Annotated in this window: 30 protein-coding genes and 1 other annotated feature; of the genes, 27 read left to right on the forward strand and 3 right to left on the reverse strand. The window is 39.8% G+C overall.

What is annotated here, in order from left to right:
• Positions 1–43: 43 nt before the first annotated feature.
• From M3206_RS00125 to M3206_RS00190, 14 genes are all read left to right on the forward strand, one after another.
• Complete coding sequence (locus M3206_RS00125; protein ID WP_251310485.1) at positions 44–1081, forward strand: rod shape-determining protein; 1038 nt, start codon at positions 44–46, stop codon at positions 1079–1081.
• 14 nt (positions 1082–1095) lie between these two features.
• Positions 1096–1968 (forward strand): rod shape-determining protein MreC, encoded by an 873-nt coding sequence (gene mreC / locus M3206_RS00130; RefSeq protein ID WP_251310486.1) that lies wholly within the window; start codon positions 1096–1098, stop codon positions 1966–1968.
• Positions 1968–2486, forward strand: coding sequence for a rod shape-determining protein MreD (gene mreD, locus M3206_RS00135; protein ID WP_251310487.1), 519 nt, complete (start codon positions 1968–1970; stop codon positions 2484–2486). Before mreC ends, mreD begins: the two co-directional genes overlap by 1 nt.
• A gap of 63 nt (positions 2487–2549) precedes the next feature.
• Complete coding sequence (minC, locus tag M3206_RS00140) at positions 2550–3227, forward strand: septum site-determining protein MinC (protein ID WP_251310488.1); 678 nt, start codon at positions 2550–2552, stop codon at positions 3225–3227.
• A 15-nt stretch (positions 3228–3242) separates the two neighbouring features.
• A complete protein-coding gene (minD, locus tag M3206_RS00145; RefSeq protein ID WP_251310489.1) occupies positions 3243–4037 on the forward strand; it encodes a septum site-determining protein MinD in 795 nt (264 codons plus the stop codon).
• Positions 4038–4175: 138 nt separating this feature from the next.
• The gene (locus tag M3206_RS00150) at positions 4176–4901 is read left to right on the forward strand and encodes a M23 family metallopeptidase (RefSeq protein ID WP_251310490.1); all 726 of its coding nucleotides are present in this window, start codon (positions 4176–4178) and stop codon (positions 4899–4901) included.
• Positions 4894–5745 carry a M50 family metallopeptidase gene (locus M3206_RS00155; RefSeq protein ID WP_251310492.1) on the forward strand — a complete coding sequence of 284 codons (852 nt, stop codon included), beginning with the start codon at positions 4894–4896 and terminating at the stop codon, positions 5743–5745. Before M3206_RS00150 ends, M3206_RS00155 begins: the two co-directional genes overlap by 8 nt.
• A gap of 41 nt (positions 5746–5786) precedes the next feature.
• Positions 5787–7253 carry an Rne/Rng family ribonuclease gene (locus tag M3206_RS00160; RefSeq protein WP_251310493.1) on the forward strand — a complete coding sequence of 489 codons (1467 nt, stop codon included), beginning with the start codon at positions 5787–5789 and terminating at the stop codon, positions 7251–7253.
• Positions 7254–7299: 46 nt separating this feature from the next.
• Positions 7300–7375, forward strand: a sequence feature (ribosomal protein L21 leader region).
• Positions 7376–7389: 14 nt separating this feature from the next.
• Positions 7390–7698: a 50S ribosomal protein L21 gene (gene rplU, locus M3206_RS00165; RefSeq protein ID WP_066291353.1), complete on the forward strand. Its 309-nt coding sequence runs from the start codon at positions 7390–7392 to the stop codon at positions 7696–7698.
• 5 nt (positions 7699–7703) lie between these two features.
• Positions 7704–8057, forward strand: coding sequence for a ribosomal-processing cysteine protease Prp (locus M3206_RS00170; protein WP_251310494.1), 354 nt, complete (start codon positions 7704–7706; stop codon positions 8055–8057).
• Positions 8050–8340, forward strand: a complete 291-nt coding sequence (rpmA, locus tag M3206_RS00175) for a 50S ribosomal protein L27 (protein ID WP_251310496.1) — start codon at positions 8050–8052, stop codon at positions 8338–8340. The genes M3206_RS00170 and rpmA overlap by 8 nt, the downstream gene beginning before the upstream one ends.
• A 153-nt stretch (positions 8341–8493) precedes the next feature.
• Positions 8494–9033, forward strand: coding sequence for a Spo0B domain-containing protein (locus tag M3206_RS00180; protein WP_251310497.1), 540 nt, complete (start codon positions 8494–8496; stop codon positions 9031–9033).
• An 18-nt stretch (positions 9034–9051) separates the two neighbouring features.
• On the forward strand, positions 9052–10338 hold the full coding sequence (obgE, locus tag M3206_RS00185; protein ID WP_251310498.1) for a GTPase ObgE: 1287 nt from the start codon (positions 9052–9054) through the stop codon (positions 10336–10338).
• Positions 10339–10530: 192 nt separating this feature from the next.
• Positions 10531–10977: an ACT domain-containing protein gene (locus M3206_RS00190; RefSeq protein ID WP_251310499.1), complete on the forward strand. Its 447-nt coding sequence runs from the start codon at positions 10531–10533 to the stop codon at positions 10975–10977.
• 377 nt (positions 10978–11354) lie between these two features.
• On the opposite strand, the gene M3206_RS00195 is transcribed toward M3206_RS00190, so the two are convergent.
• Together M3206_RS00195 and M3206_RS00200 are read right to left on the reverse strand one after the other, a co-directional pair.
• Complete coding sequence (locus tag M3206_RS00195; protein WP_251310747.1) at positions 11355–11891, reverse strand: transcription repressor NadR; 537 nt, start codon at positions 11889–11891, stop codon at positions 11355–11357.
• The gene (locus M3206_RS00200; RefSeq protein ID WP_251310500.1) at positions 11882–13036 is read right to left on the reverse strand and encodes an IscS subfamily cysteine desulfurase; all 1155 of its coding nucleotides are present in this window, start codon (positions 13034–13036) and stop codon (positions 11882–11884) included. The genes M3206_RS00195 and M3206_RS00200 overlap by 10 nt, the downstream gene beginning before the upstream one ends.
• A gap of 83 nt (positions 13037–13119) precedes the next feature.
• Between M3206_RS00200 and nadB the strand changes: the two genes are divergently transcribed.
• The 12 genes from nadB (at position 13120) to yajC (ending at position 24387) form a co-directional block, all read left to right on the forward strand.
• On the forward strand, positions 13120–14703 hold the full coding sequence (gene nadB, locus M3206_RS00205; protein ID WP_251310501.1) for an L-aspartate oxidase: 1584 nt from the start codon (positions 13120–13122) through the stop codon (positions 14701–14703).
• Positions 14657–15496, forward strand: coding sequence for a carboxylating nicotinate-nucleotide diphosphorylase (gene nadC / locus M3206_RS00210; RefSeq protein ID WP_251310502.1), 840 nt, complete (start codon positions 14657–14659; stop codon positions 15494–15496). The genes nadB and nadC overlap by 47 nt, the downstream gene beginning before the upstream one ends.
• Entirely contained in the window at positions 15493–16593 is a 1101-nt protein-coding gene (gene nadA, locus M3206_RS00215; protein ID WP_251310503.1) for a quinolinate synthase NadA, read from the forward strand. The genes nadC and nadA overlap by 4 nt, the downstream gene beginning before the upstream one ends.
• A gap of 140 nt (positions 16594–16733) precedes the next feature.
• Positions 16734–18332: a LysM peptidoglycan-binding domain-containing protein gene (locus M3206_RS00220; RefSeq protein WP_251310504.1), complete on the forward strand. Its 1599-nt coding sequence runs from the start codon at positions 16734–16736 to the stop codon at positions 18330–18332.
• Positions 18325–19311 carry a phosphotransferase gene (locus M3206_RS00225; RefSeq protein ID WP_251310505.1) on the forward strand — a complete coding sequence of 329 codons (987 nt, stop codon included), beginning with the start codon at positions 18325–18327 and terminating at the stop codon, positions 19309–19311. Before M3206_RS00220 ends, M3206_RS00225 begins: the two co-directional genes overlap by 8 nt.
• A 72-nt stretch (positions 19312–19383) precedes the next feature.
• The gene (locus M3206_RS00230; protein WP_251310506.1) at positions 19384–19971 is read left to right on the forward strand and encodes a YhcN/YlaJ family sporulation lipoprotein; all 588 of its coding nucleotides are present in this window, start codon (positions 19384–19386) and stop codon (positions 19969–19971) included.
• A gap of 120 nt (positions 19972–20091) precedes the next feature.
• Positions 20092–20685 carry a Holliday junction branch migration protein RuvA gene (gene ruvA, locus M3206_RS00235; protein ID WP_251310507.1) on the forward strand — a complete coding sequence of 198 codons (594 nt, stop codon included), beginning with the start codon at positions 20092–20094 and terminating at the stop codon, positions 20683–20685.
• A 14-nt stretch (positions 20686–20699) separates the two neighbouring features.
• Positions 20700–21701, forward strand: coding sequence for a Holliday junction branch migration DNA helicase RuvB (ruvB, locus tag M3206_RS00240; protein WP_251310508.1), 1002 nt, complete (start codon positions 20700–20702; stop codon positions 21699–21701).
• The gene (locus M3206_RS00245) at positions 21698–21889 is read left to right on the forward strand and encodes a DUF2905 domain-containing protein (protein ID WP_251310509.1); all 192 of its coding nucleotides are present in this window, start codon (positions 21698–21700) and stop codon (positions 21887–21889) included. The genes ruvB and M3206_RS00245 overlap by 4 nt, the downstream gene beginning before the upstream one ends.
• A gap of 18 nt (positions 21890–21907) precedes the next feature.
• A complete protein-coding gene (gene queA / locus M3206_RS00250) occupies positions 21908–22936 on the forward strand; it encodes a tRNA preQ1(34) S-adenosylmethionine ribosyltransferase-isomerase QueA (RefSeq protein WP_251310510.1) in 1029 nt (342 codons plus the stop codon).
• 16 nt (positions 22937–22952) lie between these two features.
• Positions 22953–24095, forward strand: coding sequence for a tRNA guanosine(34) transglycosylase Tgt (gene tgt / locus M3206_RS00255; RefSeq protein ID WP_251310511.1), 1143 nt, complete (start codon positions 22953–22955; stop codon positions 24093–24095).
• Positions 24096–24117: 22 nt separating this feature from the next.
• Complete coding sequence (yajC, locus tag M3206_RS00260) at positions 24118–24387, forward strand: preprotein translocase subunit YajC (RefSeq protein WP_251310512.1); 270 nt, start codon at positions 24118–24120, stop codon at positions 24385–24387.
• A 31-nt stretch (positions 24388–24418) separates the two neighbouring features.
• On the opposite strand, the gene M3206_RS00265 is transcribed toward yajC, so the two are convergent.
• Entirely contained in the window at positions 24419–24808 is a 390-nt protein-coding gene (locus M3206_RS00265) for a TIGR04086 family membrane protein (protein WP_349773982.1), read from the reverse strand.
• A gap of 185 nt (positions 24809–24993) precedes the next feature.
• Here M3206_RS00265 and M3206_RS00270 point away from each other — a divergent pair, with 185 nt between their 5' ends.
• On the forward strand, positions 24994–25653 hold the full coding sequence (locus M3206_RS00270) for a DUF421 domain-containing protein (protein WP_251310513.1): 660 nt from the start codon (positions 24994–24996) through the stop codon (positions 25651–25653).
• Positions 25654–25659 lie beyond the last annotated feature (6 nt).

The raw sequence follows: 25659 nt of genomic DNA on the forward strand, positions 1-25659 counted from the left end.
AATCAAACGTATGAGTTTTGCTTGATGAAAGGAGTTTACATAAATGTTTGGTGGATTTTCAAGAGATTTAGGGATTGATTTAGGAACTGCAAACACACTTGTTTACGTGAAGGGCAAGGGTGTTGTTGTGCGTGAACCTTCCGTTGTTGCTTTGCGTACTGACACTGGTTCAATTGAAGCTGTAGGTAATGCTGCAAAGAATATGATCGGACGTACACCGGGAAATATTGTAGCTGTTAGACCAATGAAGGACGGGGTTATTGCGGACTTTGAAACTACAGCTACGATGATGAAGTATTTTATTCAACAAGCACAAAAGAACCGTTCTGTTTTTGCACGCAAACCTTATGTCATGGTTTGTGTTCCATCTGGAATTACAGCTGTAGAAAAGCGTGCAGTTGAAGATGCTACAAAGCAAGCTGGTGCTCGTGAAGCTTATACGATTGAAGAGCCGTTCGCGGCAGCTATCGGAGCTGACCTTCCTGTTTGGGAACCAACGGGAAGCATGGTAGTAGATATCGGCGGAGGTACGACAGAAGTTGCTATTATCTCTTTAGGGGGAATTGTAACGAGTCAGTCGATTCGCATCGCTGGTGATGAGATGGATGATGCTATCATTGCTTATATTAAAAAGACGTATAACTTAATGATCGGTGAAAGAACTGCAGAAACTCTTAAACTTGAAATCGGATCTGCAGGAACACCTGAAGGTATTGAAGACATGGAAATCCGTGGACGTGATTTATTGACAGGTCTTCCAAAAACGATTACGATTACGGCGGAAGAAGTTTCCAGTGCGTTGCGTGACACAGTAAACAGTATTATGGATGCTGTAAAAGTTACTCTTGAAAAAACGCCGCCTGAACTTGCTGCTGATATCATGGATCGCGGTATCGTTCTTACTGGTGGGGGAGCTTTATTGAGAAACTTGGATAAAGTGATAAGTGAAGAGACAAAGATGCCTGTTATCGTGGCGGAAAACGCATTGGATTGTGTAGCAGTAGGAACTGGCCGCGCTCTTGAAAATCTGCACCTTTTTAAATCCAAAGCTGGTATTACTTCTAGATCTAAATCCAAGTAAGTAGGTGTATTTTCATGCCACATTTTTTTTCGAATAAACGCCTTATCATTCTGCTAGTCAGTATTATTATTCTAGTAGCTTTGATTGGTTTTTCGATGAAAAAAAGGGAAAGCCTAACCTTACCTGAGCAGTTCTTGAAAGACACTGCAGGACTAACACAAACGATTTTCTATAAACCCGCTAATTCAATAGCGGGTTTCTTTGAGAACTTAGCTGAAATGAAACAGCTTTACAAAGAGAATCAAATGTTAAAAGCTAGGTTAGATGAGTACGCGAAATTGTATGTACAGTATGAGGAAGTTAAGAAAACGAACAAAACGTTAAAAGCGCAGCTTGATAAAGAAGAAGATCTAACAGATTTCAAGGTGCGTGAAGCAACAGTAATCGGCAGATCTCCTGACCAATGGAATCAGTTCATCTATATCAATAAAGGGGAAAAAGACGGAATTAAGCCAAAGATGGCTGTTATTTCCCCTCAAGGTTTTATTGGTAAAGTGACGAATGTTTCATTATTCCAATCTACTGTTCAGCTCATTAGTGATAATGACCGGACAAATCGTTTTTCTGCAATCGTTCAAGGTGAAAAAAATATCTTTGGAACGATAGAAGGATACGACCCGAAACGTCAAGCTTTGCTGTTTAAAAAGATTCCGGTAGATGCAAAGATTAAAAAGGGCCAAAAAGTAATTACTTCAGGTCTGGGGGATGTTTTTCCTCCTAATCTTTTAATCGGAGAAGTTATTGAAATCGAACCAGATGAAGTTGGATTAACTCAAACGGCTTATTTGAAGCCTTCTGCTGATTTGTATGATTTATCTCATGTGATGGTTCTCGAAAGAGAGATGCCTGCAGTAGGTGAAAGTTTAAAAGAAAAGGAGGAAGAATGATGAAAAAGATCCTTCTTCCTTTTCTTATCTATTTAGCATTTATCAGCGAAAGTTCCTTGATGCAAGCACTATTGCCTCATGAGAACAGCATGGAATGGCAATTCATTCCTCGCTTTTCGATGATAATGATTTTATTTATTGCCATGTTTGTAAATTCAACTTATGGACTCGTCTATGGTTTAGGATTTGGACTCCTTACTGATTTACTTTATACGGATATCATTGGTGTATATTTATTTTCTATGGCTGCAACTGCCTATGTTACATCTGTCATTTCAAGATATCTTTTCGGAAACCTTATTGTTGCACTGCTTCTATCCATTGTAGGTGTATCTATCCTAGAGTTTACTGTCTATGGCTTGAACAGTCTTATCGGGATCAGCAATCAAATGATAGATATGTTTCTATACAAAAGATTGTTGCCTACCCTCATCTTAAACGGTTTCTTTGCGTTACTCATTTATTATCCATATGTGAAGCAGCTGAACCTGCTGAAGGATACGATAAAAGAAAACTAACAGCAGCAAAGAGGAATTTAGACCTAGCTGTCGAATGTTAGTACGTTGAGGTGAACAATGCCAATGGTACAGAAACTGCAGCATAACGTAACAATAAAAGGTACAAAAGACGGCCTCATTTTGTTGTTGGATGATAGATGTTCCTTTGAAGAGATTATTGAGGAACTTCATGATAAATTATCTGCAAATAGTGGACAGCTGCTTAATGGTCCAGTTATTTCTGTTAAGGTAAAAGCAGGAAAGCGATATGTTACTGCGGAAGACGAAGAAAAATTGCGGGAAGTTTTAAATCAAAAAGAGAACCTGATCTTAGAACATATCGAATCAGAAGTTATCACCAAGACAGAAGCAGAGGAACTGAGAAAAGATGCACAGGTAGTTACGGTTTCAAGAATCGTTAGATCTGGACAGGTTTTGGATATTCAAGGCGACTTGCTTCTAGTAGGCGATGTCAACCCGGGTGGAACTGTTATTGCGACGGGTAACATTTATATTCTTGGCGCCTTGAAAGGTATTGCACATAGCGGAAGCAAAGGAAATGAGGAAACAATCATCGCCGCTTCTGTTATGAAACCTTCTCAGCTAAGGATCGCACATCATATTAATAGAGCACCAGACTCTTATTCAGATTTGGGAAATGAGATGGAGTTTGCTTACATATCCAAAGAAGAACAACAGATTCGGATTGATCGGATCAGTGCTGTTCACCGACTTAGACCGATGTTGAACAGCTTGGTATAGAAAGGGGAATGAAGCATGGGAGAAGCGATTGTCATTACGTCTGGGAAAGGTGGAGTCGGTAAAACCACGACTTCTGCCAATATAGGGACTGCTCTAGCTCTTTCTGGAAAAAAAGTATGTCTCGTGGATACCGATATTGGGTTACGTAACCTGGATGTTTTAATGGGACTTGAAAACAGGATCATTTATGACCTGGTTGATGTTGCAGAAGAACGCTGTAAACTTAATCAAGCCTTGATTAAAGATAAACGCTTTGAATGTTTGTATCTGCTGCCAGCAGCACAAACAAAAGATAAGTCTTCTATTCAACCTGAACAAGTAAAAAAAATTGTCCAGGAACTAAAACAAGATTACGATTATGTGATTATTGATTGTCCGGCAGGCATTGAACAAGGATTTAAAAATGCGGTAGCAGGCGCTGACAAATCCATCGTTGTAACAAATCCAGAAATCTCATCTGTACGTGATGCGGATCGAATTATCGGTCTGTTAGAACAAGAAGAGCTGGAGCCGCCAAAACTTATCGTAAACAGATTGCGCAATCATCTCGCAAAGAGTGGGGATATGCTTGAAGTTGACGAGATCGTTTCCGTACTTTCTATTGAGCTTTTAGGAGTAGTCATTGACGACGAAAACGTAATTAAGGCAGCGAATAAAGGGGAGCCGGTAGCTATGCAGCCGGATTCAAAAGCATCCATCGCCTATCGAAATATTGCTAGGAGAATACTAGGAGAATCTGTTCCTCTTCTATCATTAGAAGAAGAAAAAGGATTCTTTGGTAAGATTAAAACATTATTAGGAATGAAATAAAGCGTTGGCCTCGGCCAGTGCTTTTTTGTTTTTTCCGGATTCATGATATTCACTACATTACTCCGTCTCATTTTACTCATAACTTCTCAGGACAAGTCATAAGATGGACATATATATGAGAAAAATGGAGGAACGGTTATGAAAAATAGAGCAGATGAGATCCGAAAAAAATATGGGAATTTATCCAAGAGTGGAACATTAAAAGAGAAAAATATATCGATAAACAGAGAAGACTCGGAGAAAGATCACCCTCTATTTAACCGTCATACCTTACTGATGCAAGTGATGTTCTCCATTATTTTGTTCTTAATCGTTGGCATTATTTTTAAGAATACGGGAGAACAGACGGCAAAAGCTCAAAATTTCATAAAGCATGTGTATGAAGACGAGTTCCATTTTGCGGCAGCAAAAGACTGGTACGAAAAACAATTCGGCAAACCACTGGCACTATTGCCAAAAGATAAATTGGTTAAAGATGAACCTGATCAAGCAAGCGAGGTTTACGCTGTTCCGGCTGATGGCAAAGTATATGAATCGTTCAGTTCGAATGGCAAAGGAATATGGATCGAGACAGGAAGCAAAGATGAGTCCGTAGAGACAGCTAAAGACGGATACATCGTATTTGCCGGTAAAAAAGAAGACCTTGGATATACCGTAATTATTCAGCACTCTGATGAACAAGAATCTTGGTATGGTGATCTGAAAGAAATCGATAAATCGATTAAGCTTTATAACTATGTTGAGAGTGGAACACGGCTAGGAAAAGTATCGGAAAATGAAAATGGAAAAACAGGAAAGTTTTATTTTGCAATCAAAAAAGACAAGAGTTTCATCGATCCAAGCAAGGTGATTGATATTGATTAACCTAATCATACAATTTATCCGAAAAATAAAGGTTAATCCTGCATTCTGGATCGTTATTTTCGGAGCTATTTTCACAGGGCATTTTAGGGAGATAATCGTTTGGTTTTTTGTTGTCCTTATACATGAGATGGGTCATTTTGCTGGGGCCCATCTTTTTAAATGGAGAATTTCCAGAATTGATCTTCTTCCTTTTGGTGGTGCTGCTGTTGTTGAAGAACACGGTACTCGGCCATTTCGCGAAGAAATATGGGTAGCTGTACTTGGTCCCTTGCAGCATATATGGATGATAGGACTGGCTTATATTTTTTATTCCTTGGGCCACTTATCTCAAGGCGATTTTGCTTGGTTCTTGCTTTTGAATTTTACGTTATTTACATTCAACTTATTGCCGATCTGGCCATTGGATGGAGGAAAGATAGCATTTGCGCTTTTTACGAAATGGATGCCGTTTAAGTTTGCCCAACAGCATTTTTTATACTTGTCAGCTTTCCTTTTAGTTGCCGGGGGTGCTTGGCAGCTTTATCAGCAGCCGAACCATTTAAACCTTTGGGTGATTTGTGGTTTTTTACTCGTTGCTCATTTTTTAGAATGGAGAAGAAGGCATTATGTGTTTATTAGGTTCTTATTAAGTAAACTGCAGCAGAACCCCTCAAAACAAATGCGGACCCTAATCGTCTCTCCCACCGCGTCATTATCTGAAGTCACCAGCCTATTAATAAAAGGAATCTCACACTCCATTATTGTCAAAGGCCACAGTCCGTATACGATAGCAGAAAAGGACCTGTTAGAGGCGTATTTTTATAACCATTCTCCTGAAAGTGCAATTGGCCAAGTTTTTCGTTAAAATAGAGAAACGAACCTTTGATAGGGAGATGGATGATAACGATGCAACAGGTAGTAATCAATGCGGCTGGTCTGGAAAAAAGAACGGCGCTTCTACAGAATGAAAAGCTTGTAGAATGCGCCTATCAAAGACCAGATGAAAAGCCATCGACAGGGAGTATTTATAAAGGAAAGGTCCAAAAAGTGCTTCCAGGTATGCAGGCTGTCTTTGTGGATATTGGTACGATGAAAAATGGATTTCTCCATAGAGATGATCTGCCTGCATTCCAGATGTTATCTAAAGAAGAAAAGAAGAAGATATCCATTTCAAGTTTGATAAAAGAAGGAGAATCAGTTCTCGTTCAGATTGCCAAGGAAGAAACCGGTGATAAAGGAGCGAAACTTACAGCGCTCTTATCTTTTACAGGACACCTTCTCGTATATTTTCCGTATACTCCCCATATTGGCGTTTCCAAAAAAATAAAAGAATCTGATCGAGATGTTTTATTAAAGTGGGGTGCCGTTCAGACTGATGAAACAGAAGGAATGATCATCAGAACGGGCTGCGAAAAGTTTCCTGAGAAAGAAATGAAAAATGAATTAAAGAACTTAAGGAAACAATTTTCAGAAACGGTTATAATGGCTGAAGGGATAAAAGCGCCAAGTCTAATTATTCGACCACCATTTTATTATCTGTTATTAGAAAAATGGCTTAGTTCAAATGTGGAAGAAATTGTTGTAGATGATCTTGATACATATTCCCGAATTAAAGAGTATGTATCTACTTACCGCACACCTTTTCAAGTTAAGCTTTACACCGAAAAAGAACCGATTTTCAAAAAATATGGTATTGATGTAGAACTTGAAAAAAGTTTGCTTCCTCATGTTTGGCTAAAAAATGGTGCATCCCTTTATTTTAATGTTACAGAAGCGTTAACGGTAATCGATGTGAATACTGGAAAATTCACAGGAAAGAAAGACCGGTCTAAAACTATGGCAGAAACCAATGTTTTAGCTGCTAAAGAAATTATGAAGCAACTTCGGCTGCGTAATTTAGCGGGAATGATCGTGATTGATTTTATTACCATGCAATCTCAATCAGACAAAGACTTAATCCTGTCCGTGTTAAAAGAAGAAAGCAAAAGAGATTCTACCACGATCAATTTATATGGTTTTACAAAAATGGGGCTATTCGAACTCACCCGCAAGAAAGAGAGACCCTCGTTATTAGAAACGCTTACGGATAAACCAAGGAATGATATCATGAATAATCACCAGCTGCGGCCGGAAACTTTTTATTATGAGCTCGAAAGAATCGCGATGGAATACGTGTATCATGATGATGAAGCAATCTGGTTAGAAGTACCGCCATATTTTGCGGAATGGCTTAAAAATCATTCTGACAAGCTCTCTTATATCGAGAAAAAGTATGGCCGTTTGTTCGTTGTCACTCCAGGTCCGAAAAATCGTGAACTGATCGTTAGGCAGACAGGTGCTCTGAGTGATTTAAAAAAGCGATTTTCACATTGACACAGGTGTCCTAAACATGGTAAACTTTTTTCGTTAGTGTTTGGAGCACCCGCTCCAACCGCACAGACTAGGTTTTTAAGTATATTTTATATACACCTAGGATGGCGAGTCTGAGTATAAGAGGAGGTGCACGTTGATGTACGCAATTATTCAAACTGGTGGTAAGCAAGTTCGAGTTGAAGAAGGTCAAGCAATCTATGTTGAGAAACTAGATGTTGAAGCTGGTGAAACAGTAACATTCGAAGATGTATTGATGGTCGGTGGAGACAGCTTGAAAGTAGGAGCTCCTTTAGTTGAAGGTGCTACAGTTACGGCAAAAGTTGAAAAACATGGCCGTGGCGAGAAAGTCGTTGTCTACAAGTTTAAGGCGAAGAAGAACTATCGTCGTAAGCAAGGACACCGTCAACCATACACAAAAGTTGTGATTGACAAGATTAACGGGTAATTCTCATGATTTCAGTTTCTATTTTCAGAAACAGTGATCAACACATACTTTCGTTTACGATGGATGGACATGCTGATTTTGCTCCACATGGCCAGGACCTGGTTTGTGCGGCCGCAACAGCCGTGTCGTTCGGGACAATTAATGCGATTGAAAAACTTTGCGGTTATGAGCCTGAAGTTACCACTCATGAAGATGGTGGTTTTCTCAAGTGCAATGTACCGAATAATCTAGATGATTCAACCTATCAAAGAACGCAATTGCTTTTGGAAGGCATGATTGTATCTCTTGCTTCGATTGAAGAAGGATACAGTGAGTATATAAAATTGACTGAACATGAAGGAGGTGCAACGAATGCTTAAATTAAACCTTCAATACTTTGCCTCTAAAAAAGGGGTAGGTAGCACAAAGAATGGTCGTGATTCAGAGTCTAAGCGTTTAGGCGCTAAGCGTGCTGACGGACAGTTCGTTTCTGGTGGTTCAATTCTTTACCGTCAACGCGGTACTAAGATCTATCCTGGTACAAACGTTGGTAAAGGCGGAGATGACACACTATTTGCAAAGGTTGACGGAATCGTTCGTTTCGAGCGTTATGGCCGTGACCGCAAAAAGGTAAGTGTTTACCCAATCGCGCAAGAAGCGTAAGAGGGAGATAAAAACTCTAACCAGATTGGTTAGGGTTTTTTCTTTGTTCGATATCAAAGTAAGCCAAGTTTTTAGCATAAAATAAGTTTGAGTACTGCGCTAAATTTGTTGGTGTAAGGTGTAGCCATATTAAAAGGAAAGGCTGGAAGTGCGATGAAGTCAAAAAAATGGACGACTGTCGATCTTTTGCGCCATGCCAGGCATGACTGGCTAAACCAGCTTCAGCTTATCAAAGCAAACCTGTCTCTTGACCGCACTGAGCGGGTTAAAGAGATAATGAATGAAGTTATTGAATTATCCCGGGAAGAATCCAGAATCTCTAACCTGAAGACCCCGAATTTATCAGAGTACTTACTAACCTATAATTGGCTGAAGCATCCTGTAAAATTGTATGGAAAAGTTAAAGGTGAAAGCGGAGATTTTAGTTTATTTGAAGAGGAATTGTTACATACAACGGATGAGTTATGCGATGTGCTGAACAATTCGATTTCGGGATATGATGAATACTCACTTACTATTACATTTGAACCTGAAGATCTTCGTGTGAGTTATACATTTGAAGGTAATCTCACCGATCAAGAAAATATACTCGGAAAAATGAAGAATATATTTTCAACACATAAAAGCATGGTACTCATCGAAAGCTATATTCAGGAGAATAAGTGTTATTTTGAATTTCAGTTAACTTCCTAATGAAAGGAGGAGAAATGAATGTTTGTCGATCAGGTCAAAATTTATTTAAAAGCTGGTGACGGCGGTAACGGAATGGTAGCATTCCGCCGAGAAAAATATGTCCCAGACGGTGGTCCCGCTGGTGGTGATGGGGGAAAAGGGGCGAACGTAATCTTCGAAGTAGAAGAAGGTCTTCGTACGCTTATGGATTTTCGCTATAACCGCCATTTTAAAGCACCACGGGGCGAGCATGGAATGTCTAAAGGCATGCATGGTAAGAAAGCTAATGATATGATCGTAAAGGTACCTCCGGGGACGGTTGTAACCGATGCGAATACAGGTGAAACGATTGCGGATTTGGTACATCACAAGCAGCAGGCAATTGTTGCAAAAGGTGGCCGAGGCGGCCGAGGAAATATACGTTTTGCGACTCCAGCAAATCCAGCACCCGAGATTGCTGAAAACGGAGAACCTGGTGAAGAGCGTGAGGTTGTATTAGAATTAAAAGTTTTAGCGGACGTGGGGCTCGTTGGGTTCCCGAGCGTAGGGAAATCCACTTTCTTATCTATTGTGTCTGCAGCAAAACCTAAAATTGCAGCTTATCACTTTACAACGATTACACCTAATTTAGGGGTGGTACCGGTTGAGGATGGCAGAAGCTTTGTTATGGCTGACTTGCCAGGATTGATTGAAGGAGCTCATGAAGGTGTAGGTCTAGGACATCAATTCCTGCGTCATATTGAACGTACACGTGTTATTCTTCACGTCATAGATATGTCCGGTATGGAAGGTCGAGACCCTTATGATGATTTTGTAAAGATCAATGAAGAGCTTAATCAATATAACATGAGATTGATGGAACGTCCTCAGATTGTCATTGCCAACAAGATGGACATTCCTGGAGCAGAAGAAAACCTAGAAGCGTTTAAGGAAAAAGTAGGAGACGACGTTAAAGTTTTTCCTGTTTCAGCTATCACTCGCCAAGGAATTCGTGAAGTATTATTTACAACTGCAGATATCCTTGAAGTAACACCTGAATTCCCTCTTATCCACGATGATGGAGGGGAACAGCAACGTGTTCTCTATAAACATGAAAAAGAGGATGCAGGCTTCTATATTACCCGTGACTCTGATGGTACATTTGTTATTAATGGACCGAAGATTGAGAAACTGTTTAAGATGACAGATTTTTCAAGAGATGAAGCAACAAAACGTTTTGCACGCCAATTGCGTACACTGGGTGTGGACCAAGCTCTGCGCGAACGTGGTGCAGAACATGGTGACACTGTACGAATCCTCAAATATGAATTTGAGTTTTTCGATTAAACAACGCAGCCCTGATAAAGGGCTGTTTTTTTGTTCTTATAGAAGTTTTGAACTTCTACATCGGTAGATTTCTGTTTTAGACTTGTGCGGAGCGTTCTTCCCGTGAGTAAAAAGAGCAATGTCCATGTGGAATAGACATTTTCTTTGGTATTTATTATAATGAGTGTAAGATTTACACCGGAGGAATTTTTAATGAAAAACAATATGCAGTACTATATGGTAAGAGAAGATGTATTATCAGAATCTATGCAAAAAGCATTAGAAGCTAAATCATTGTTAGACCGTGGCAAAGTTAAAACGGTAGCTGAAGCTGCTGAAAAAGTGGGCTTAAGCCGCAGTGCCTTTTATAAATATCGTGATGGGATTTTCCCTTTCCATACGATGGTGAAAGAAAAAATTATAACGCTGTCCCTTCACTTAGAAGACAGATCCGGTGCTCTCTCAAGTCTTCTGACAGTAGTTGCTTCACAGGGATGCAACGTATTGACTATTAATCAAACAATTCCTCTCCAAGGAAGAGCGCATATTACGCTTACAATAGAAACGAATATGCTGCAAGGAGATATTAAGGACTTATTAGTGACATTAAATCGAATGGACACTGTTGAAAAAGTTGAAGTAGTAGGAACAGGGGCTTAATGATAAGAAACCAGCAGATAACGTCTGCTGGTTTCTTTTTTGCATTTTCTTCGGATTTTCGAAACGTGCATAGAACCTCTCAAACTGTGCATAGAAGTTGAGTTTTTGTGCATAGAAAAGTTAAATGTGCATTGATTCTTATATTTAGTGCATAGCCCTATCGTTTTAGTGCATAGAAATCAAACATTAATGCATTGACCTCACAGTACAATGCATAGATTAACCTTTCACGCTATTCCATTATAAACAAAAGGCTGACGCATACGGCTTGGCGTCAGCCTAGTTTTATTATAGATACAAATTCCGGGACTTCTTTACAAAGAAGAGGAGCAATTCCATCAATTCTCATTACTCCCACTTCGATCAAAAAAACAGTCTTATAACAAGTACCCTTTTTTGCGTAAAGCAGCACAAGCTTTATCTAATTTTTCTTTTGTGTCAGCGGAAAGGGTGTGCGTGTGTACTCCATCAGTAAGTTCACTTAAAAGAGGAGCATTCGTCTCTTTTAAGCTTGTGATTAAATTCTCAACATCGTTACGGTTCGACAGTTTGAGTGAAGCTTTAATATCACCATAGACTGGGTGATCGACAGTGACATCTTCAACTGTTACTCCATGATCTACGATCGTATACAATTCTTCTAGTGTTTCTTCCGGGGAATGGACAGCCGCCACAACACAAGTGTATGAATTTGCATTTCCAGGTTTCATGTAAATATAACCTTGAGCAGTGGCCATAATGGGCTCCCCGCTTGCTTTTAATAGCGACATATCTTGTACGATCACTTGTCTGCTGACATTCGTTCGAGCCGCAAGTTTTGAACCACTTAAAGGTTCTGAAGATTCCTTTAGCCAGTTTATGAGCTCTGTTCTTCTCACATCACCTTTTAATTTTTCCGTCTTATTCATTTGAATGCTACCTCTCTTACTGTTATAAATTGATCCGTTATATCTTTTAGCACATTACAGATTGTGTGAATTTCGCTCGAAGTAGTGAGGTGGCTTAACGAAACACGTACGAGCCCATGTGCCTCACTCTCTGTTCGGCCAAGCGCGAGTAACGTTTTAGAAGGAGACTGCAGTCCATTTTTACAGGCTGATCCAGTTGAAACTGCAATTTTTCTCCTGCTTAATTCCTGCATGATGATTTGCCCCTCCATCCCTCTTACTCTAAACGGGAGTATATATGGGGAACTGTCCGGACTTCCTTCGAATATAATTTCTTCATTTTTAAGTATAAGGGAAAGAAACAGTTTTCGCATTCCTTGAACTTGAGCATAGTGGGAAGATTGCTTATTTACATATTCTTCAGCTGCTGTCGCAAATGAAACGATCGATGGAAGATCAACAGTACCAGGTCTAAATCCCCGTTCATGTGTAACTCCTTTAAGAAGTGGTGATAGATGAATGGACGGAGAAATATAAACAGCGCCTGTCCCTTTAGGACCATGAATTTTATGTGCGGAAACCGTAAAGGAATCAAGGTCTATAAGTTTGAAATCGTCTACTTTCAAAAAAGATTGCACACAGTCACTGTGAAATAAGATCTCCTTCTTTTTAAGAAAAGCACTTATAGCTTTTAAATCTTGTTTGATACCTGTTTCGCTATTTACGTGCTGGATGGTGGCTAGTATCGTATCAGGTCTTATATTTTCCTTTAAGTGTGCAATGTTGATTGTACCTGACGAATCCACTGGAATCCTCGTGACCACGAACCCTTGTTGCTCTAAAAAGTGAAGAGCGTAATCAACAGAAGGATGTTCAACGTTTGATGTAATGATATGTTTCCCTTTTTGTTTCGTACCGAATGCCAAAGATGTAATCGCTAAAAAGTTTCCATCAGACCCTCCCCCAGTAAAGAAAATACCGTTTGGATCTTTTTCCATCAATTTCGCTAGAGCGGTACGAGCATGTTCTAAAAGCTCTTTTGCATACAGCCCTCCATCGTGCAGACTTTCCGTATTTTGATAGTAATTTCTTGAAGTATGGATGAATGCTTCAATCGCTTTTTCAGACATCGGTGTTGTAGCTGCATAATCTAGATATATCAGGGTGTTCACCTCATTAAAAAAAGTTCTTGTAACCAGTGTAATTCTATGTAAATATAGGTGTCAAGACACATGTAAAGTCGAGGTGTTTATGATTGAACATAGTTGAAGCAGAAGTAATCATTATCGGAGGCGGCATTTCCGGTTTGGTAGCTGCTGAATACTTAAGCACATCTAAGAATGTGATAGTTATCACAAAGTCTGATATTCAGCATTCAAATTCATATTTAGCTCAAGGCGGCGTTGCAGCTGTTATGGATAAAGATGATAAATGGCAAGAGCATTATATGGACACCCTTCAGGCCGGAAAATTTCATAACGATCCGGAAATGACGGAGTTTCTTGTAAAGGAAGGAAATAAGGTTATTCATTCGCTAACCCGTTGGGGAGTTCCGTTTGATCGAAACGAGGATGGACAATTCTTGTTAGGAAAAGAAGGGGGACACCATCGCAATCGGATAGTACACGCAGGCGGTGATCAAACAGGTAAGAAAATCATGGAAACCTTAATTGAACGAGTAAGTGGCAGAGTGAGAATTGAAACGGGTCAATATGCAGTAGACTTACTCGTTCTAAACGGTGATTGCTATGGCGTTTATTGCAAGAGCGATGATGGCAGTGTCACTTTATATAAAGCACCTGATACCATTTTGGCGGGCGGGGGGTATGCCGGAATCTATTCGGCAACATCAAACCCATTTGGTTCTGACGGTAGTGCTGTATGTATGGCTTATCGTGCTGGCGCTGAACTCGCAGATTTAGAATTCGTTCAATTTCATCCTACATTATTAAAAAGTAATAAAATAAGCGGTTTGATCACGGAAGCAGTAAGAGGTGAAGGTGGAGTTCTAATGAACGCAAATGGAACGCCAATCATGGAAGGGGTACACCCATTAAAAGATCTGGCACCGAGAGATATTGTTTCCAGAAAAATATTTGAAGAGATCTTTGAGAGAGGAACTTCTGTTTTTTTAAATATAAAAGACATCTCAAACTTCAGAAAAAAATTTCCCGGAGTCACAGCTTTATGTGGAAAAGCTGGGATTTCTATAGAAGCTGGATATATCCCCGTTACACCAGGTGCTCATTTTACAATGGGAGGAATTAAGACGGATGTATTCGGAAGAACGACTGTTGGAGGTTTGTTTGCGATTGGTGAGTGCGCAAACACGGGAGTTCATGGAGCAAATAGACTCGCAAGCAATTCATTACTTGAAGGCTCTGTATTTGCTAAACAAACTGCGCATTATATTCTTTCCAGAAAGCAGGAACGAACACTTCCATTCTCCTTTTTATCCATGCATAACTCCTGCACTCGTGATTCTCTTTCAAATGAACTACTTCTTGAAATAAACGTTATTCAACAATTAATGGATAAATACGCAGGGATTTGCAGGGAGGAAGAGGGATTAAAAACGGCTCGGAATAAATTGCAGTTAGAGAACTTCAAACCTATTCTACTTGATCAACCAGTGGATTCGATCAAAAGGTTAAATATGCAGACAATGGCTTGGTTAACGGTAACAAGCTGCCTAATACGTAAGGAAAGCAGAGGCAGTCATTATCGAAGGGATTTTTCTTTTGCAACAGAAGAGTGGGAACAGAAAAAGATCATAAGGAGTGTAATGGGTGATGAATCAATTATTGTTAAAAAAACAACTGCAGGAGTTTTTAATTGAAGATATAGGGACTGGTGATTTATCAGCAGATCTTTTTAATGATGAAACGGAAATCTCAGCTTCCATAGTATCAAAAGAGAGCGGGTTATTTGCGGGATATGAAGTTTTGAATCTTGGATATGGGTTAATTGATCCAAGTATTCAAACAAGCATTTATGTAAAAGACGGTGATTACATCGAACAGGGGATGGTTTTGGCAGAAATCAGAGGCAGCCGAACAAGTATTTTAAAAGGTGAAAGAGTGTTATTAAATCTTTTGCAGAGACTCTCTGGAATTGCATCGGTCACGGCAAAAGCTGTTTCTCTTGCTAAAGGAAGAACGCGTATATGTGATACAAGAAAGACCACCCCAGGATTAAGAATGCTTGAAAAATATGCTGTACGGTGCGGCGGTGGCTATAATCATCGATTTGGATTATATGACACGGTGATGTTAAAGGATAATCATCTTGCAGGATTTTCATCTATCCAAGATGCCATTGAGACAGCAAGAAAAAAATTAGGCCACACAGTAAAGATCGAAGTAGAAACGGAGACAGAGAACCAAGTGATTGAAGCTGTTTCAGCTGGTGCTGACATCATAATGTTTGATAACTGCACGCCTGAAGAAATTTCTCAAAGATTAAGATATGTACCAGAAAGAATTGTTACAGAAGCGTCAGGCGGAATTGAACTTGACGATATTGATTCATACGCAAGAACAGGGGTTCAATATATATCTTTAGGTTTTTTAACACATTCAAATAAAGCACTTGATATAAGTTTAAATGTTAAAGGAGCTGTAAAGGCATGACGATTTTAGAAACATTTATAAAGGCTACTTCAGACTTGCGGGATCATTACTCTAAAATGACTTCTTCTGAAATGGAAATGAGGATCAAAGAAATTAAAGATCATTTAAAAGATAAACTATTTTTGCCAGCTCATCACTATCAAAAGGATGAAGTGGTTCAATTTGCTGATGTTACGGGTGATTCACTTCAATTAGCCAAAATTTCTGCAGAAAATAATAAAGCAGATTATATTGTTTTTTGCGGCGTTCATTTTATGGCCGAAACAGCTGATATGTTGAGTAAGCAGAACCAAACCGTTATACTTCCTGATTTGAAAGCTGGATGTTCGATGGCTGATATGGCTGATATTCACCAGACAGAAAGAGCGTGGAAGGAATTAACGAAAATTTTCGGCGATACGATGCTTCCTCTAACCTATGTGAATTCAACGGCAGCTATCAAAGCCTTTTGCGGTAAAAATGGAGGAGCTACGGTAACTTCTTCAAATGCTAAATCGATGGTTAGATGGGCATTTCAACAGAAGGAAAGACTTCTTTTCTTACCGGATCAACACTTAGGTCGAAATACAGCATTCGATCTAGGCATTAACCTTCAAGATATGGCTGTTTGGGATCCGATCCAAAACACATTAATCTATGAAGGTTCTGATTTGGAAAAAGTAAAAGTGATTTTGTGGAAAGGGCATTGTTCTGTTCATGAAAAGTTCACAGTGGAACAAATTCAAGAATTTAGAAAGAATCATTCCGACTACCAAATTATTGTTCATCCGGAATGTACACATGAGGTTGTAAGAGCAAGTGACTATAATGGTTCTACTCATTACATTATCGAAACGATAAAAAATGCAAGCTCGGGAACGAAATGGGCGGTTGGAACGGAGATGAACCTCGTTAATCGCCTGGCAACTCACTACACCGATAAAGAAATTGTATCTTTAAATCCAAATCTCTGCCCGTGTCTAACGATGAATCGTATTGATCTAGCTCATTTGTTATGGTCATTAGAAAATATTATGGAAGGAATACCTCAAAATATTATTACGGTAGATGAAGAAACCAAAAAATATGCCTTAATGGCTTTAAACCGCATGATGTAGGGACTTTCCCTCCTGTCATATCCTCCTTTTAACCGGCATAAAGTGATAAAGGAATAAATTATGTCATTTTTATATGATGTAGCAATATGCCCAAATGTTCATATACTGTAAGGAAATTTGGCAGGAGGGAGTTTTGCAGCGTGAGAATTCACATTGTGCAAAAAGGGGACACACTTGACAAAATAGCTGAAAAATATGATGTTCCTGTGAATGAACTAAGAAAAGCAAATCCTGGTTTTTCAAAAACGGATGTAATCGAGCGGGGGGAAAAGATTAAGATTCCAATAAAAATGCCAGGAGTAAAGAAAGAAGCACCTATTAAAGAACAGCCTAAACCTATGGCTCCTGTTCAAGAGGCACCCGTTCAGGAGATACCAAAGCCAGCACCAAAACCGGCACCGATGAAACCGGCGCCAAAGAAAGAGATGAAGCCAGCACCCGCAAAAAAAGAGATGAAGCCGGCACCAGCGAAAAAAGACATGAAATCGGGAGCAATGAAACCTTCACCGGCAAAAAAAGACATGAAGCCAGCACCAATGAAACCTTCACCTAAGATCGAATATAAAGATGCACCAATGAAAAAGGATACCTATTCAGCTCCAATGAAAGCACCGTTGGCACCTTTGCATGATAAAGATTTTGCAGGAATGATGGAATCTCCTAACCTTGGTCATTATGTTCCAATGGGGTACCCGAATGCAGCAAACCAGCCAAATATGGCAAACCAACCTAATATAGCGAATCAGCCAAATATGGCAAACCAGCCAAATATGGCGAATCAGCCAAACATAGCCAATCAACCGAATGTATCTGGCAAACACGGTTTACATCCTTCTGGAAAAGATACCTATCAACCAAACAAACATCCATTTTTGATGGAAGAATCTTCTGGAATGATGCAAAATATTTATGGCTCTATGCCACCGATGTTTCCTAAACCGCAAACCTATTCACAAATTCCTCAAGGGTATGGGATGATGCCTCCTCAAGGGTTTAGCGGAATGCCGCAGCTTTATGGAGGCGGATACCCACAAGATGGTCAGCAATCTGCAGGAATGCAGCAGGGCAGCATGCCTTTTGGTGAATTTCCTGACACGGATATGGATCAAATGCCAGCAGGTGAGTACACGCCAGGGCAACCCCAAACTCAACAAGGCATGATGGGTATGCAGCCTATGGGTGGTATGCCAGGTGGTGATATGTCACAAATGGGTCAAATGGGTACGATGCAAGGTATGCCACAGATGGGTCAGCAAATGGGTATGATGCCAGGCATGCCGCAGTCAGGTCAGATGGGTCAGATGGGTGCTATGCAAGGCATGCCACAGATGGGTCAGCAAATGGGTATGATGCCAGGCATGCCGCAGATGAGCCCGATGGGTGAGATGCCAGGCATGCCACAGATGGGTCAAATGGGCATGATGCCAGGCATGCCACAGATGGGTCAAATGGGTATGATGCCAGGCATGCCACAGATGGGTCAGATGGGTATGATGCCAGGTATGCCACAGATGGGTCAAATGGGTATGATGCCAGGCATGCCACAGATGGGTCAAATGGGTATGATGCCAGGAATGCCGCAAATGGGCCAAATGGGCATGATGCCAGGCATGCCACAGATGGGTCAAATGATGCCGCAGGGCCAAGGTATGGGAATGCCAGATCCATTTTCTCAAGCACAATCCCGTGATGAGGATTCAGATCATGGCGATGCAGAGGACATAGACGAAAATGAATAGAAATAATAGAGACGGTTTCCAAGGAGATCGTCTTTTTTTAAAAAAAATGAAAGAAGTCGGTTTAAACATCATTGATTATGGTTTTTTTCGAGATAATGTTATCTGGATAAAAACATCAGCAGGGAAGTATGTATTAAAAGGTTTTCATCGTGAAGAAACGTGCAAGAAGCAAATCATGATCTCGGATTTATATATCAGTCAGAAGCCAAGAATCATGGGGACGTATACCCGTTTTCAAAATAATAAACGGTATATACATTTTGGGGAATACTTTTGGGCTATCATGCCATTTTACAAAGGTGATGGTTTACATTTTGGTAATCAGAAAGACGTAATTGCTGGAATAGATGCAATAAGCAGATTCCATAGCTTTTCAAAAAGTATTCCATCTGACGTTTACAACAGCATACCTTCTTATTCACTTTATAAAAAATGGAGTGAAAGATACAATACATTCAAATACAACGCTAGAAGAGCAAAATGGAGTAAAGAGATGCAGCCTTTGGTTCCAGATATCCTTATGTGGGGAAGTTGGTGCCTTGAACACTTTGACCATTCTGCTGTCGAATCCCTCGAGCAACAAGCATACAAAAGAAGGGAAATTACACACGGTGATGTAGCGCCTCACAATTTTGTGCTGAATAGAGGGAATTCAAAGGAAGCGTACCTTATAGATTTTGACCTTTTTGCAGCCGTACCACAAGCTTATGACTGGCTTCAGTATGCCAACCGTATTCTTCCTTTTTGGTTTTGGTCTTATTCAAAGATGGAAGAGATGGGCAATAAGGATTATTTACAGTGGTTTAGTAAGAAGTGGTTCGTTATTTGTTTAGTATTCCCAACTGATTTATATAGAGAATGGAACCGTGCAATAAAATCTGGAGACAAAGAGTTAATCAAGAGTGTAGAAAGGTTTACGCTACGTGATTATTCTTATAGAAAAAAATTCGTGGATAGAATAATAAATATGATAAAATAATTCCATCCTACATTTAACAGATTAATTTAAGCCTCCTCTTGCCACCCTAAGAGGTGAAAGGAGGTTTTTCCATTGCATAGAATAGCGAAAACGCTCGCCTTAACAATCCTAGCTGGAGGTCTTGTGGGCTGTAACGGTGTAAATGAATCTCAGGATAGAAATGACAATGATGTTCGCCCGATAGGATACTATACCAATGAGGGTGATAATCGCGGTGATCTTGACCGAGGAAGTGGATTCATTACCGATATAGCAGATCGAGATGTGGAAGATCATACCGCAACCTATCACGAGGATTACGATGGTGCCCTTGCTGAACGTATCGCCGATAAGGTGAACGAAATTCGTGGTGTAGACGATGCTCACGTTATTCTTGAGGATAACAACGTCATTGTAGGAGTAGACACGAAAGAAAACAAAAAGGCAGAACTGACGAAAAAAGTCAGGGAGACCGTAGCAAATTTGGCACCGGATCGTGACGTAAAAGTTGTTACAGACCAAAAGCTTGTCGACCGCATTAAAAATGTAGAAGATGATCTGCGCGATGGCCGTCCGTTAGCGGAAGTAGAATCTGATGTGCGCGGAATCATGGGAGACATAGTTGATGCAGGAAGTAACCTTGGGAATGCGATAAAACGTCCTTTCGAGAATAATCGATAACCATGAAGAGAACAGTTAAGCTGTTCTCTTTTTTTGTTCTAGATAAGGAATTTGGAGTGTTCTATGTTACAATAAGAAATAGAAACATACGCTCGGTAATGAGTTTAAGGGGAGAAAAAGTTGATCGAAAGCATTACAGGAAATGTAGAGTACATAACAGCGGAATACATTGTTATCAACAATAACGGAATCGGGTATAAAATTATTTGTCCGAATCCATTTATTTATAAATTAAATGAACAAAAAACGGTTTACACGTATCATTACGTTAGAGAAGATGTACTGGCTTTGTATGGATTTATAAATCGAAACGAACGAGATCTGTTCTTAAAACTTTTAAATGTTTCTGGAATCGGTCCGAAAGGTGCTTTAGCTATAGTCGCGTTTGGTCAGCCTGAACAAGTCGTTAATGCAATTGAACATGAAGACGAGAAATTTTTAACAAAGTTTCCGGGTGTCGGTAAAAAGACGGCCAGACAGATGATTTTAGATCTGAAAGGGAAGTTATCCATATTTACAGATGCTGATCTATCAGAAGGACTTTTTGCAGAGATTGAGACGATAGGTGACGAACTCGATGAGGCAGTAGAGGCACTTACGGTTCTCGGATACGGAAGAAAAGAAATCCAAAAAGTTCTGCCTGAGCTGAAGAAAGAAAAAATGTCTGCGAATGAGTATGTAAAAGCAGCTTTAAAAAAGTTAATGAATGCATAAGGACGTGAGGATGGATGGAAGAGAGAATTGTTTCTTCAGAAGAACGCCAGGATGAAGCTGTCATGGAATTAAGTCTGCGTCCGGAGGCTCTGGATGAATACATCGGTCAATCATCAGTAAAGGAAAACCTTAAGGTATTTATTAAAGCTGCAAAACTGAGAAATGAGCCGTTAGACCATGTGCTTCTTTATGGTCCTCCTGGTCTTGGAAAGACGACGCTTGCTTCTATAATCGCAAATGAAATGGAAGTGAACATTCGTACAACAAGCGGCCCCGCTATAGAACGGCCTGGAGACCTTGCTGCTATACTAACATCTCTTGAACCAGGTGATGTGCTCTTTATTGATGAGATCCATAGACTATCACGTGCAATAGAAGAGATATTGTATTCTGCGATGGAGGATTTCTGTCTAGATATTGTGATCGGAAAAGGGGAAGTGGCGAGATCTGTTCGCTTGGATCTGCCGCCTTTTACACTTGTTGGTGCCACAACAAGAGCTGGTTCTTTGTCAGCACCGCTCAGGGATCGTTTTGGAGTGATGGCAAGATTAGAGTATTACAACACAGAGGAACTCTCTGAAATTGTCCGACGTACCGGCGATGTGTTTGGCATTAAAGTTGATGACCTTTCGGCTGAAGAGATAGCGAGAAGATCTAGAGGAACGCCAAGGATCGCAAATAGGCTTTTAAGAAGAATACGGGATTTTGTTCAAGTGGAAGGCAAAGATAAGATTACCATGTCGATTTGCCAAAAAGCACTTGAACTGCTCCAGGTTGACCGTTTAGGTTTGGATCATATTGACCATAAATTATTACTAGGGATCATTCATACATACAAAGGTGGTCCTGTAGGTCTTGAAACCATATCTGCCACGATTGGTGAAGAATCCATGACGATCGAAGATGTTTATGAACCTTATCTTCTTCAGATTGGTTTTTTGCAGCGGACTCCTAGAGGGAGAATGGTAACAGGGCAGGCTTATCAATATTTTGGACTGGAGGCGTCCACTGAATGAACCGGCTTTTTATTATTGCAGGGATTGTTCTGATTATTATAGGATTAATAGGTACGTTCATCGGGAAACTGCCAGGAGACTTAGTGTGGAAAAAAGGAAACACTACTGTATATTTTCCTATAATGACCTCTATTATCATTAGTGTTGTCCTCTCCCTTATCTTTATGATCATTGGACGATTTAAATAGAAAGCAGGAATTTAATCAATGAAAGTAACAGATTTTGATTTTCATCTGCCAGAAGAACTGATTGCTCAAACTCCCTTAGAGAACAGGACTTCATCGAGGCTGATGGTTTTAGATAAAGAAAGCAAAAGCATCACACATGAACATTTTTATGACTTGAAGAACCATTTAAAAAAAGGAGACTGCCTCGTTTTAAATGATACTAGAGTTCTCCCAGCCAGATTATTCGGTCAAAAGTCGGATACTGGTGCGAAAGTAGAAATTCTGCTTTTAAAAGAAGAAGGGCAGGATACTTGGGAAACGCTTGTTAAACCGGCAAAAAGGGTAAAGCCTGGAACGGAAATTACATTTGGTGATGGAAGGCTGAAAGCGGTATGTGTAGGTGAAAGCAATCATGGAGGAAGACAACTAAAATTTATCTACTCAGGGATTTTTTATGAACTTTTAGATGATCTTGGCCAAATGCCTCTTCCCCCTTATATTAAGGAACAACTTGAAGAAAAAGATCGCTATCAGACGGTGTATGCGGTTCATCAAGGTTCTGCTGCAGCTCCCACGGCAGGTTTGCATTTTACTGAAGAAATGATTGAAGAAATCAAGGCTTCTGGTGTTCATGTCACGTTCATTACCCTTCACGTAGGGCTTGGAACGTTTAGACCTGTAAGTGTAGACGATATTCTTGAACATGATATGCATGCAGAGTTCTATCAAATCACAAAAGGGACAGCTGAACTGTTAAATCATGTTCGTGAATCAGGCGGAAGAATTATAACCGTTGGAACGACAAGCACACGCACTTTAGAGACGGTTGCAAATAAATTTGATGGGAAGTTCGAAGAAGACTCCGGATGGACAGATATATTTATTTATCCAGGGTATGAATTTAAAGCCATTGATGGATTGATCACGAATTTCCACTTGCCTAAATCAACTTTAATCATGCTCGTAAGTGCATTTGCAACGAAAGAGTTTGTTATGGAAGCATACAATAGCGCCGTTGAAGAAAAGTATCGTTTTTTCAGTTTCGGTGATGCGATGCTTATACTTTAAGGGGGATTATCTTTAAATGAAACCAGCTGTAACTTATGAATTAATAAAAACATGTAAACAATCCGGCGCAAGACTTGGAAAGATACATACCCCGCATGGGACGTTTGAAACACCTATTTTTATGCCTGTTGGAACGTTGGCTACTGTTAAAACGATGAGCCCTGAAGAGTTGAAAGAACTTGGTGCAGAAATCATCTTGAGCAATACGTATCATCTTTGGCTAAGACCAGGTCATGATATCGTGAAGGAAGCGGGCGGGCTGCATCGTTTTATGAACTGGGACCGTCCAATCCTTACTGATTCTGGAGGCTTTCAAGTCTTTTCTCTAAGTGATCTAAGAGAAATAAAAGAAGAAGGCGTTCATTTTAGAAACCACTTGAGCGGGGAAAAGCTATTTTTGAGTCCAGAAGGTGCGATGGAGATCCAAAATGCCTTAGGATCTGATATCATGATGGCTTTTGATGAATGTCCTCCTTATCCAGCTGAATTCGATTATATGAAGGCTTCAGTAGAGCGTACGAGCAGATGGGCTGAACGCTGTTTACAAGGTCACTCACGCCCGGAGGATCAAGCTTTGTTCGGCATCGTTCAAGGGGGAGAATATGAAGAACTTAGAAAGCAGAGCGCTCGTGATCTTGTTTCTTTAGATTTTCCTGGTTATGCTGTTGGAGGGTTGTCTGTAGGTGAACCAAAAGATGTCATGAACCGTGTTCTGGATTTTACAACGCCGCATCTTCCTGAAAACAAACCTCGTTACTTAATGGGTGTAGGCTCTCCGGACTCATTAATCGACGGGGCTATCCGAGGAATAGACATGTTTGATTGTGTTTTGCCGACACGTATTGCGAGAAATGGGACGTGTATGACAAGTGAAGGAAGACTTGTTGTACGAAATGCTAAATATGCTCGTGATTTCGGTCCGATCGATGAAAATTGTGATTGCCACGTTTGCCGTACTTATTCCAGAGCATATATCCGGCATCTAGTAAAAGCGAATGAAACATTTGGTTTTAGGCTAACAAGTTATCATAACCTTTATTTTTTGGTAAACTTAATGAAGCAAGTTAGACAAGCTATCATGGAAGACAGACTTCTTGATTTTAAAAATGAGTTTTTTGAAATGTATGGTTTTAACAAACCGAATGCGCGTAATTTTTAACCTATAGAAAGGGGTGAAAAAAATGGATGCAATTAAAAGTTTATTGCCAATTATTTTTATGTTTGCAATTTTTTATTTCCTGCTAATCCGTCCACAGCAAAAGAGACAAAAAGCTGTTAGGGATATGCAGTCTAACCTGAAAAAAGGTGACAAAATTGTTACGATTGGTGGTTTGCACGGAACACTGGAAAGTATCGATGATACGATCGCGGTTATTCGTACAAATGATGGTGCAAAGCTAACATTTGATCGTAACGCTATCCGTGAAGTGAAAGAAGAAGCAGCTCTATAATGAAAAAATAAGACCCGTCGAACGACGGGTCTTATTTATAGGATTGTTTATGGCTGCTTAGATTAACACCCATAATTCCTCCGAGCATCGCTAATAAAAGAAACAACCCATGATACATATACTGTGAGGAGTTAAATGTGCTCTGATACCCTAAATATTGTATGAGAAAAACAAGAAATGAAAAGAGGAGACTGGTTCCACCTCCAAGCAGCCATCCTTTGCTTTGTCCTTTTTTGCCTGAGATAAACCCTCCAATAAATAAAGATAAAAAAGATAATCCAATTGTTACCCATTTTAACGATGATTCGGTTAAGCCTGTAAATCGCAATAATAGTGAAAGGACTAAACTGCAAACCATAATCATAAGAAGAATTGCTATTAATCCGCGTCCCATTGAAGAAAACATATGTTTCATCCCCATTTTGATCCTCCTTATCCCTGCAAGCTTTCTATATACTTTATTCATCACTGATTAGAATTAGAAGTACAAGCAATCGATTTTCCCACTACTTTCCATAATTTGAATACCTGGCAAAACCTTCGTATCATGATTTTTCATATCTGTGCCACACTAACAATGAAAATAACATGGAAGGAGGGGAATTTATGGAGTTATATACGATTATATTCAGGACACTTTTTATATACTTTTTAATTATTGTGGTATTTCGTATGATGGGTAAAAGGGAAATCGGTAAATTATCAGTAATCGACTTTGTGGTATCCATCATGATTGCTGAGTTAGCTGTTATCTCTATTGAAGATCCCGAAGCCCCCATGATAAATTCCCTTATTTCTATATTAGTTTTGTTCGGTATACAACTTATACTGGCGGTAATCTCCTTAAAAAGCAGAAAGATGAGGGAGATCGTTGACGGGAAGCCTTCTATCATCATTAAAGAAGGAAAAGTAGATGAAGAAGAAATGCGAAAGCAAAGATATAACTTTGATGACCTCTTAACACAGTTACGGGAAAATAATATTAGAAGCCTTAATGAAGTCGAATTTGGGGTATTAGAAACAACGGGCAAGTTATCAGTGATCAGAAGGGATGATGACTTTGAAAGAAGTCCTCTTCAGATGATCCTTCCTCTTGTCCTTGACGGGAAGATGATCGAAGACAATTTACAAAAAGTTGATAAAACGGCGTTTTGGTTAAGGCAAGAATTAAAGAAGGCCGGTTTTAAAGAGATTAAAAACATTTCATTTTGCACGTTAAACGCCGATGGTTCCCTTTATGTGGATGAGAAAAATGAAAAAAAATAAAAGGTG

Source organism: Fictibacillus phosphorivorans (genome assembly GCF_023715845.1).
Taxonomy (GTDB): domain Bacteria; phylum Bacillota; class Bacilli; order Bacillales; family Fictibacillaceae; genus Fictibacillus; species Fictibacillus phosphorivorans_D.

What these genes read in the sequence shown, in the direction of transcription:
- M3206_RS00125 (WP_251310485.1), top strand. Translation starts at nt 44, where the DNA reads ATGTTTGGTGGATTTTCAAGAGATTTAGGGATTGATTTAGGAACTGCA.
- mreC (WP_251310486.1), top strand. Translation starts at nt 1,096, where the DNA reads ATGCCACATTTTTTTTCGAATAAACGCCTTATCATTCTGCTAGTCAGT.
- mreD (WP_251310487.1), top strand. Translation starts at nt 1,968, where the DNA reads ATGAAAAAGATCCTTCTTCCTTTTCTTATCTATTTAGCATTTATCAGC.
- minC (WP_251310488.1), top strand. Translation starts at nt 2,550, where the DNA reads ATGGTACAGAAACTGCAGCATAACGTAACAATAAAAGGTACAAAAGAC.
- minD (WP_251310489.1), top strand. Translation starts at nt 3,243, where the DNA reads ATGGGAGAAGCGATTGTCATTACGTCTGGGAAAGGTGGAGTCGGTAAA.
- M3206_RS00150 (WP_251310490.1), top strand. Translation starts at nt 4,176, where the DNA reads ATGAAAAATAGAGCAGATGAGATCCGAAAAAAATATGGGAATTTATCC.
- M3206_RS00160 (WP_251310493.1), top strand. Translation starts at nt 5,787, where the DNA reads ATGCAACAGGTAGTAATCAATGCGGCTGGTCTGGAAAAAAGAACGGCG.
- rplU (WP_066291353.1), top strand. Translation starts at nt 7,390, where the DNA reads ATGTACGCAATTATTCAAACTGGTGGTAAGCAAGTTCGAGTTGAAGAA.
- M3206_RS00170 (WP_251310494.1), top strand. Translation starts at nt 7,704, where the DNA reads ATGATTTCAGTTTCTATTTTCAGAAACAGTGATCAACACATACTTTCG.
- rpmA (WP_251310496.1), top strand. Translation starts at nt 8,050, where the DNA reads ATGCTTAAATTAAACCTTCAATACTTTGCCTCTAAAAAAGGGGTAGGT.
- M3206_RS00180 (WP_251310497.1), top strand. Translation starts at nt 8,494, where the DNA reads ATGAAGTCAAAAAAATGGACGACTGTCGATCTTTTGCGCCATGCCAGG.
- obgE (WP_251310498.1), top strand. Translation starts at nt 9,052, where the DNA reads ATGTTTGTCGATCAGGTCAAAATTTATTTAAAAGCTGGTGACGGCGGT.
- M3206_RS00190 (WP_251310499.1), top strand. Translation starts at nt 10,531, where the DNA reads ATGAAAAACAATATGCAGTACTATATGGTAAGAGAAGATGTATTATCA.
- nadC (WP_251310502.1), top strand. Translation starts at nt 14,657, where the DNA reads ATGAATCAATTATTGTTAAAAAAACAACTGCAGGAGTTTTTAATTGAA.
- nadA (WP_251310503.1), top strand. Translation starts at nt 15,493, where the DNA reads ATGACGATTTTAGAAACATTTATAAAGGCTACTTCAGACTTGCGGGAT.
- M3206_RS00225 (WP_251310505.1), top strand. Translation starts at nt 18,325, where the DNA reads ATGAATAGAAATAATAGAGACGGTTTCCAAGGAGATCGTCTTTTTTTA.
- ruvB (WP_251310508.1), top strand. Translation starts at nt 20,700, where the DNA reads ATGGAAGAGAGAATTGTTTCTTCAGAAGAACGCCAGGATGAAGCTGTC.
- M3206_RS00245 (WP_251310509.1), top strand. Translation starts at nt 21,698, where the DNA reads ATGAACCGGCTTTTTATTATTGCAGGGATTGTTCTGATTATTATAGGA.
- queA (WP_251310510.1), top strand. Translation starts at nt 21,908, where the DNA reads ATGAAAGTAACAGATTTTGATTTTCATCTGCCAGAAGAACTGATTGCT.
- tgt (WP_251310511.1), top strand. Translation starts at nt 22,953, where the DNA reads ATGAAACCAGCTGTAACTTATGAATTAATAAAAACATGTAAACAATCC.
- yajC (WP_251310512.1), top strand. Translation starts at nt 24,118, where the DNA reads ATGGATGCAATTAAAAGTTTATTGCCAATTATTTTTATGTTTGCAATT.
- M3206_RS00265 (WP_349773982.1), bottom strand. Translation starts at nt 24,808, where the DNA reads ATGGGGATGAAACATATGTTTTCTTCAATGGGACGCGGATTAATAGCA.
- M3206_RS00270 (WP_251310513.1), top strand. Translation starts at nt 24,994, where the DNA reads ATGGAGTTATATACGATTATATTCAGGACACTTTTTATATACTTTTTA.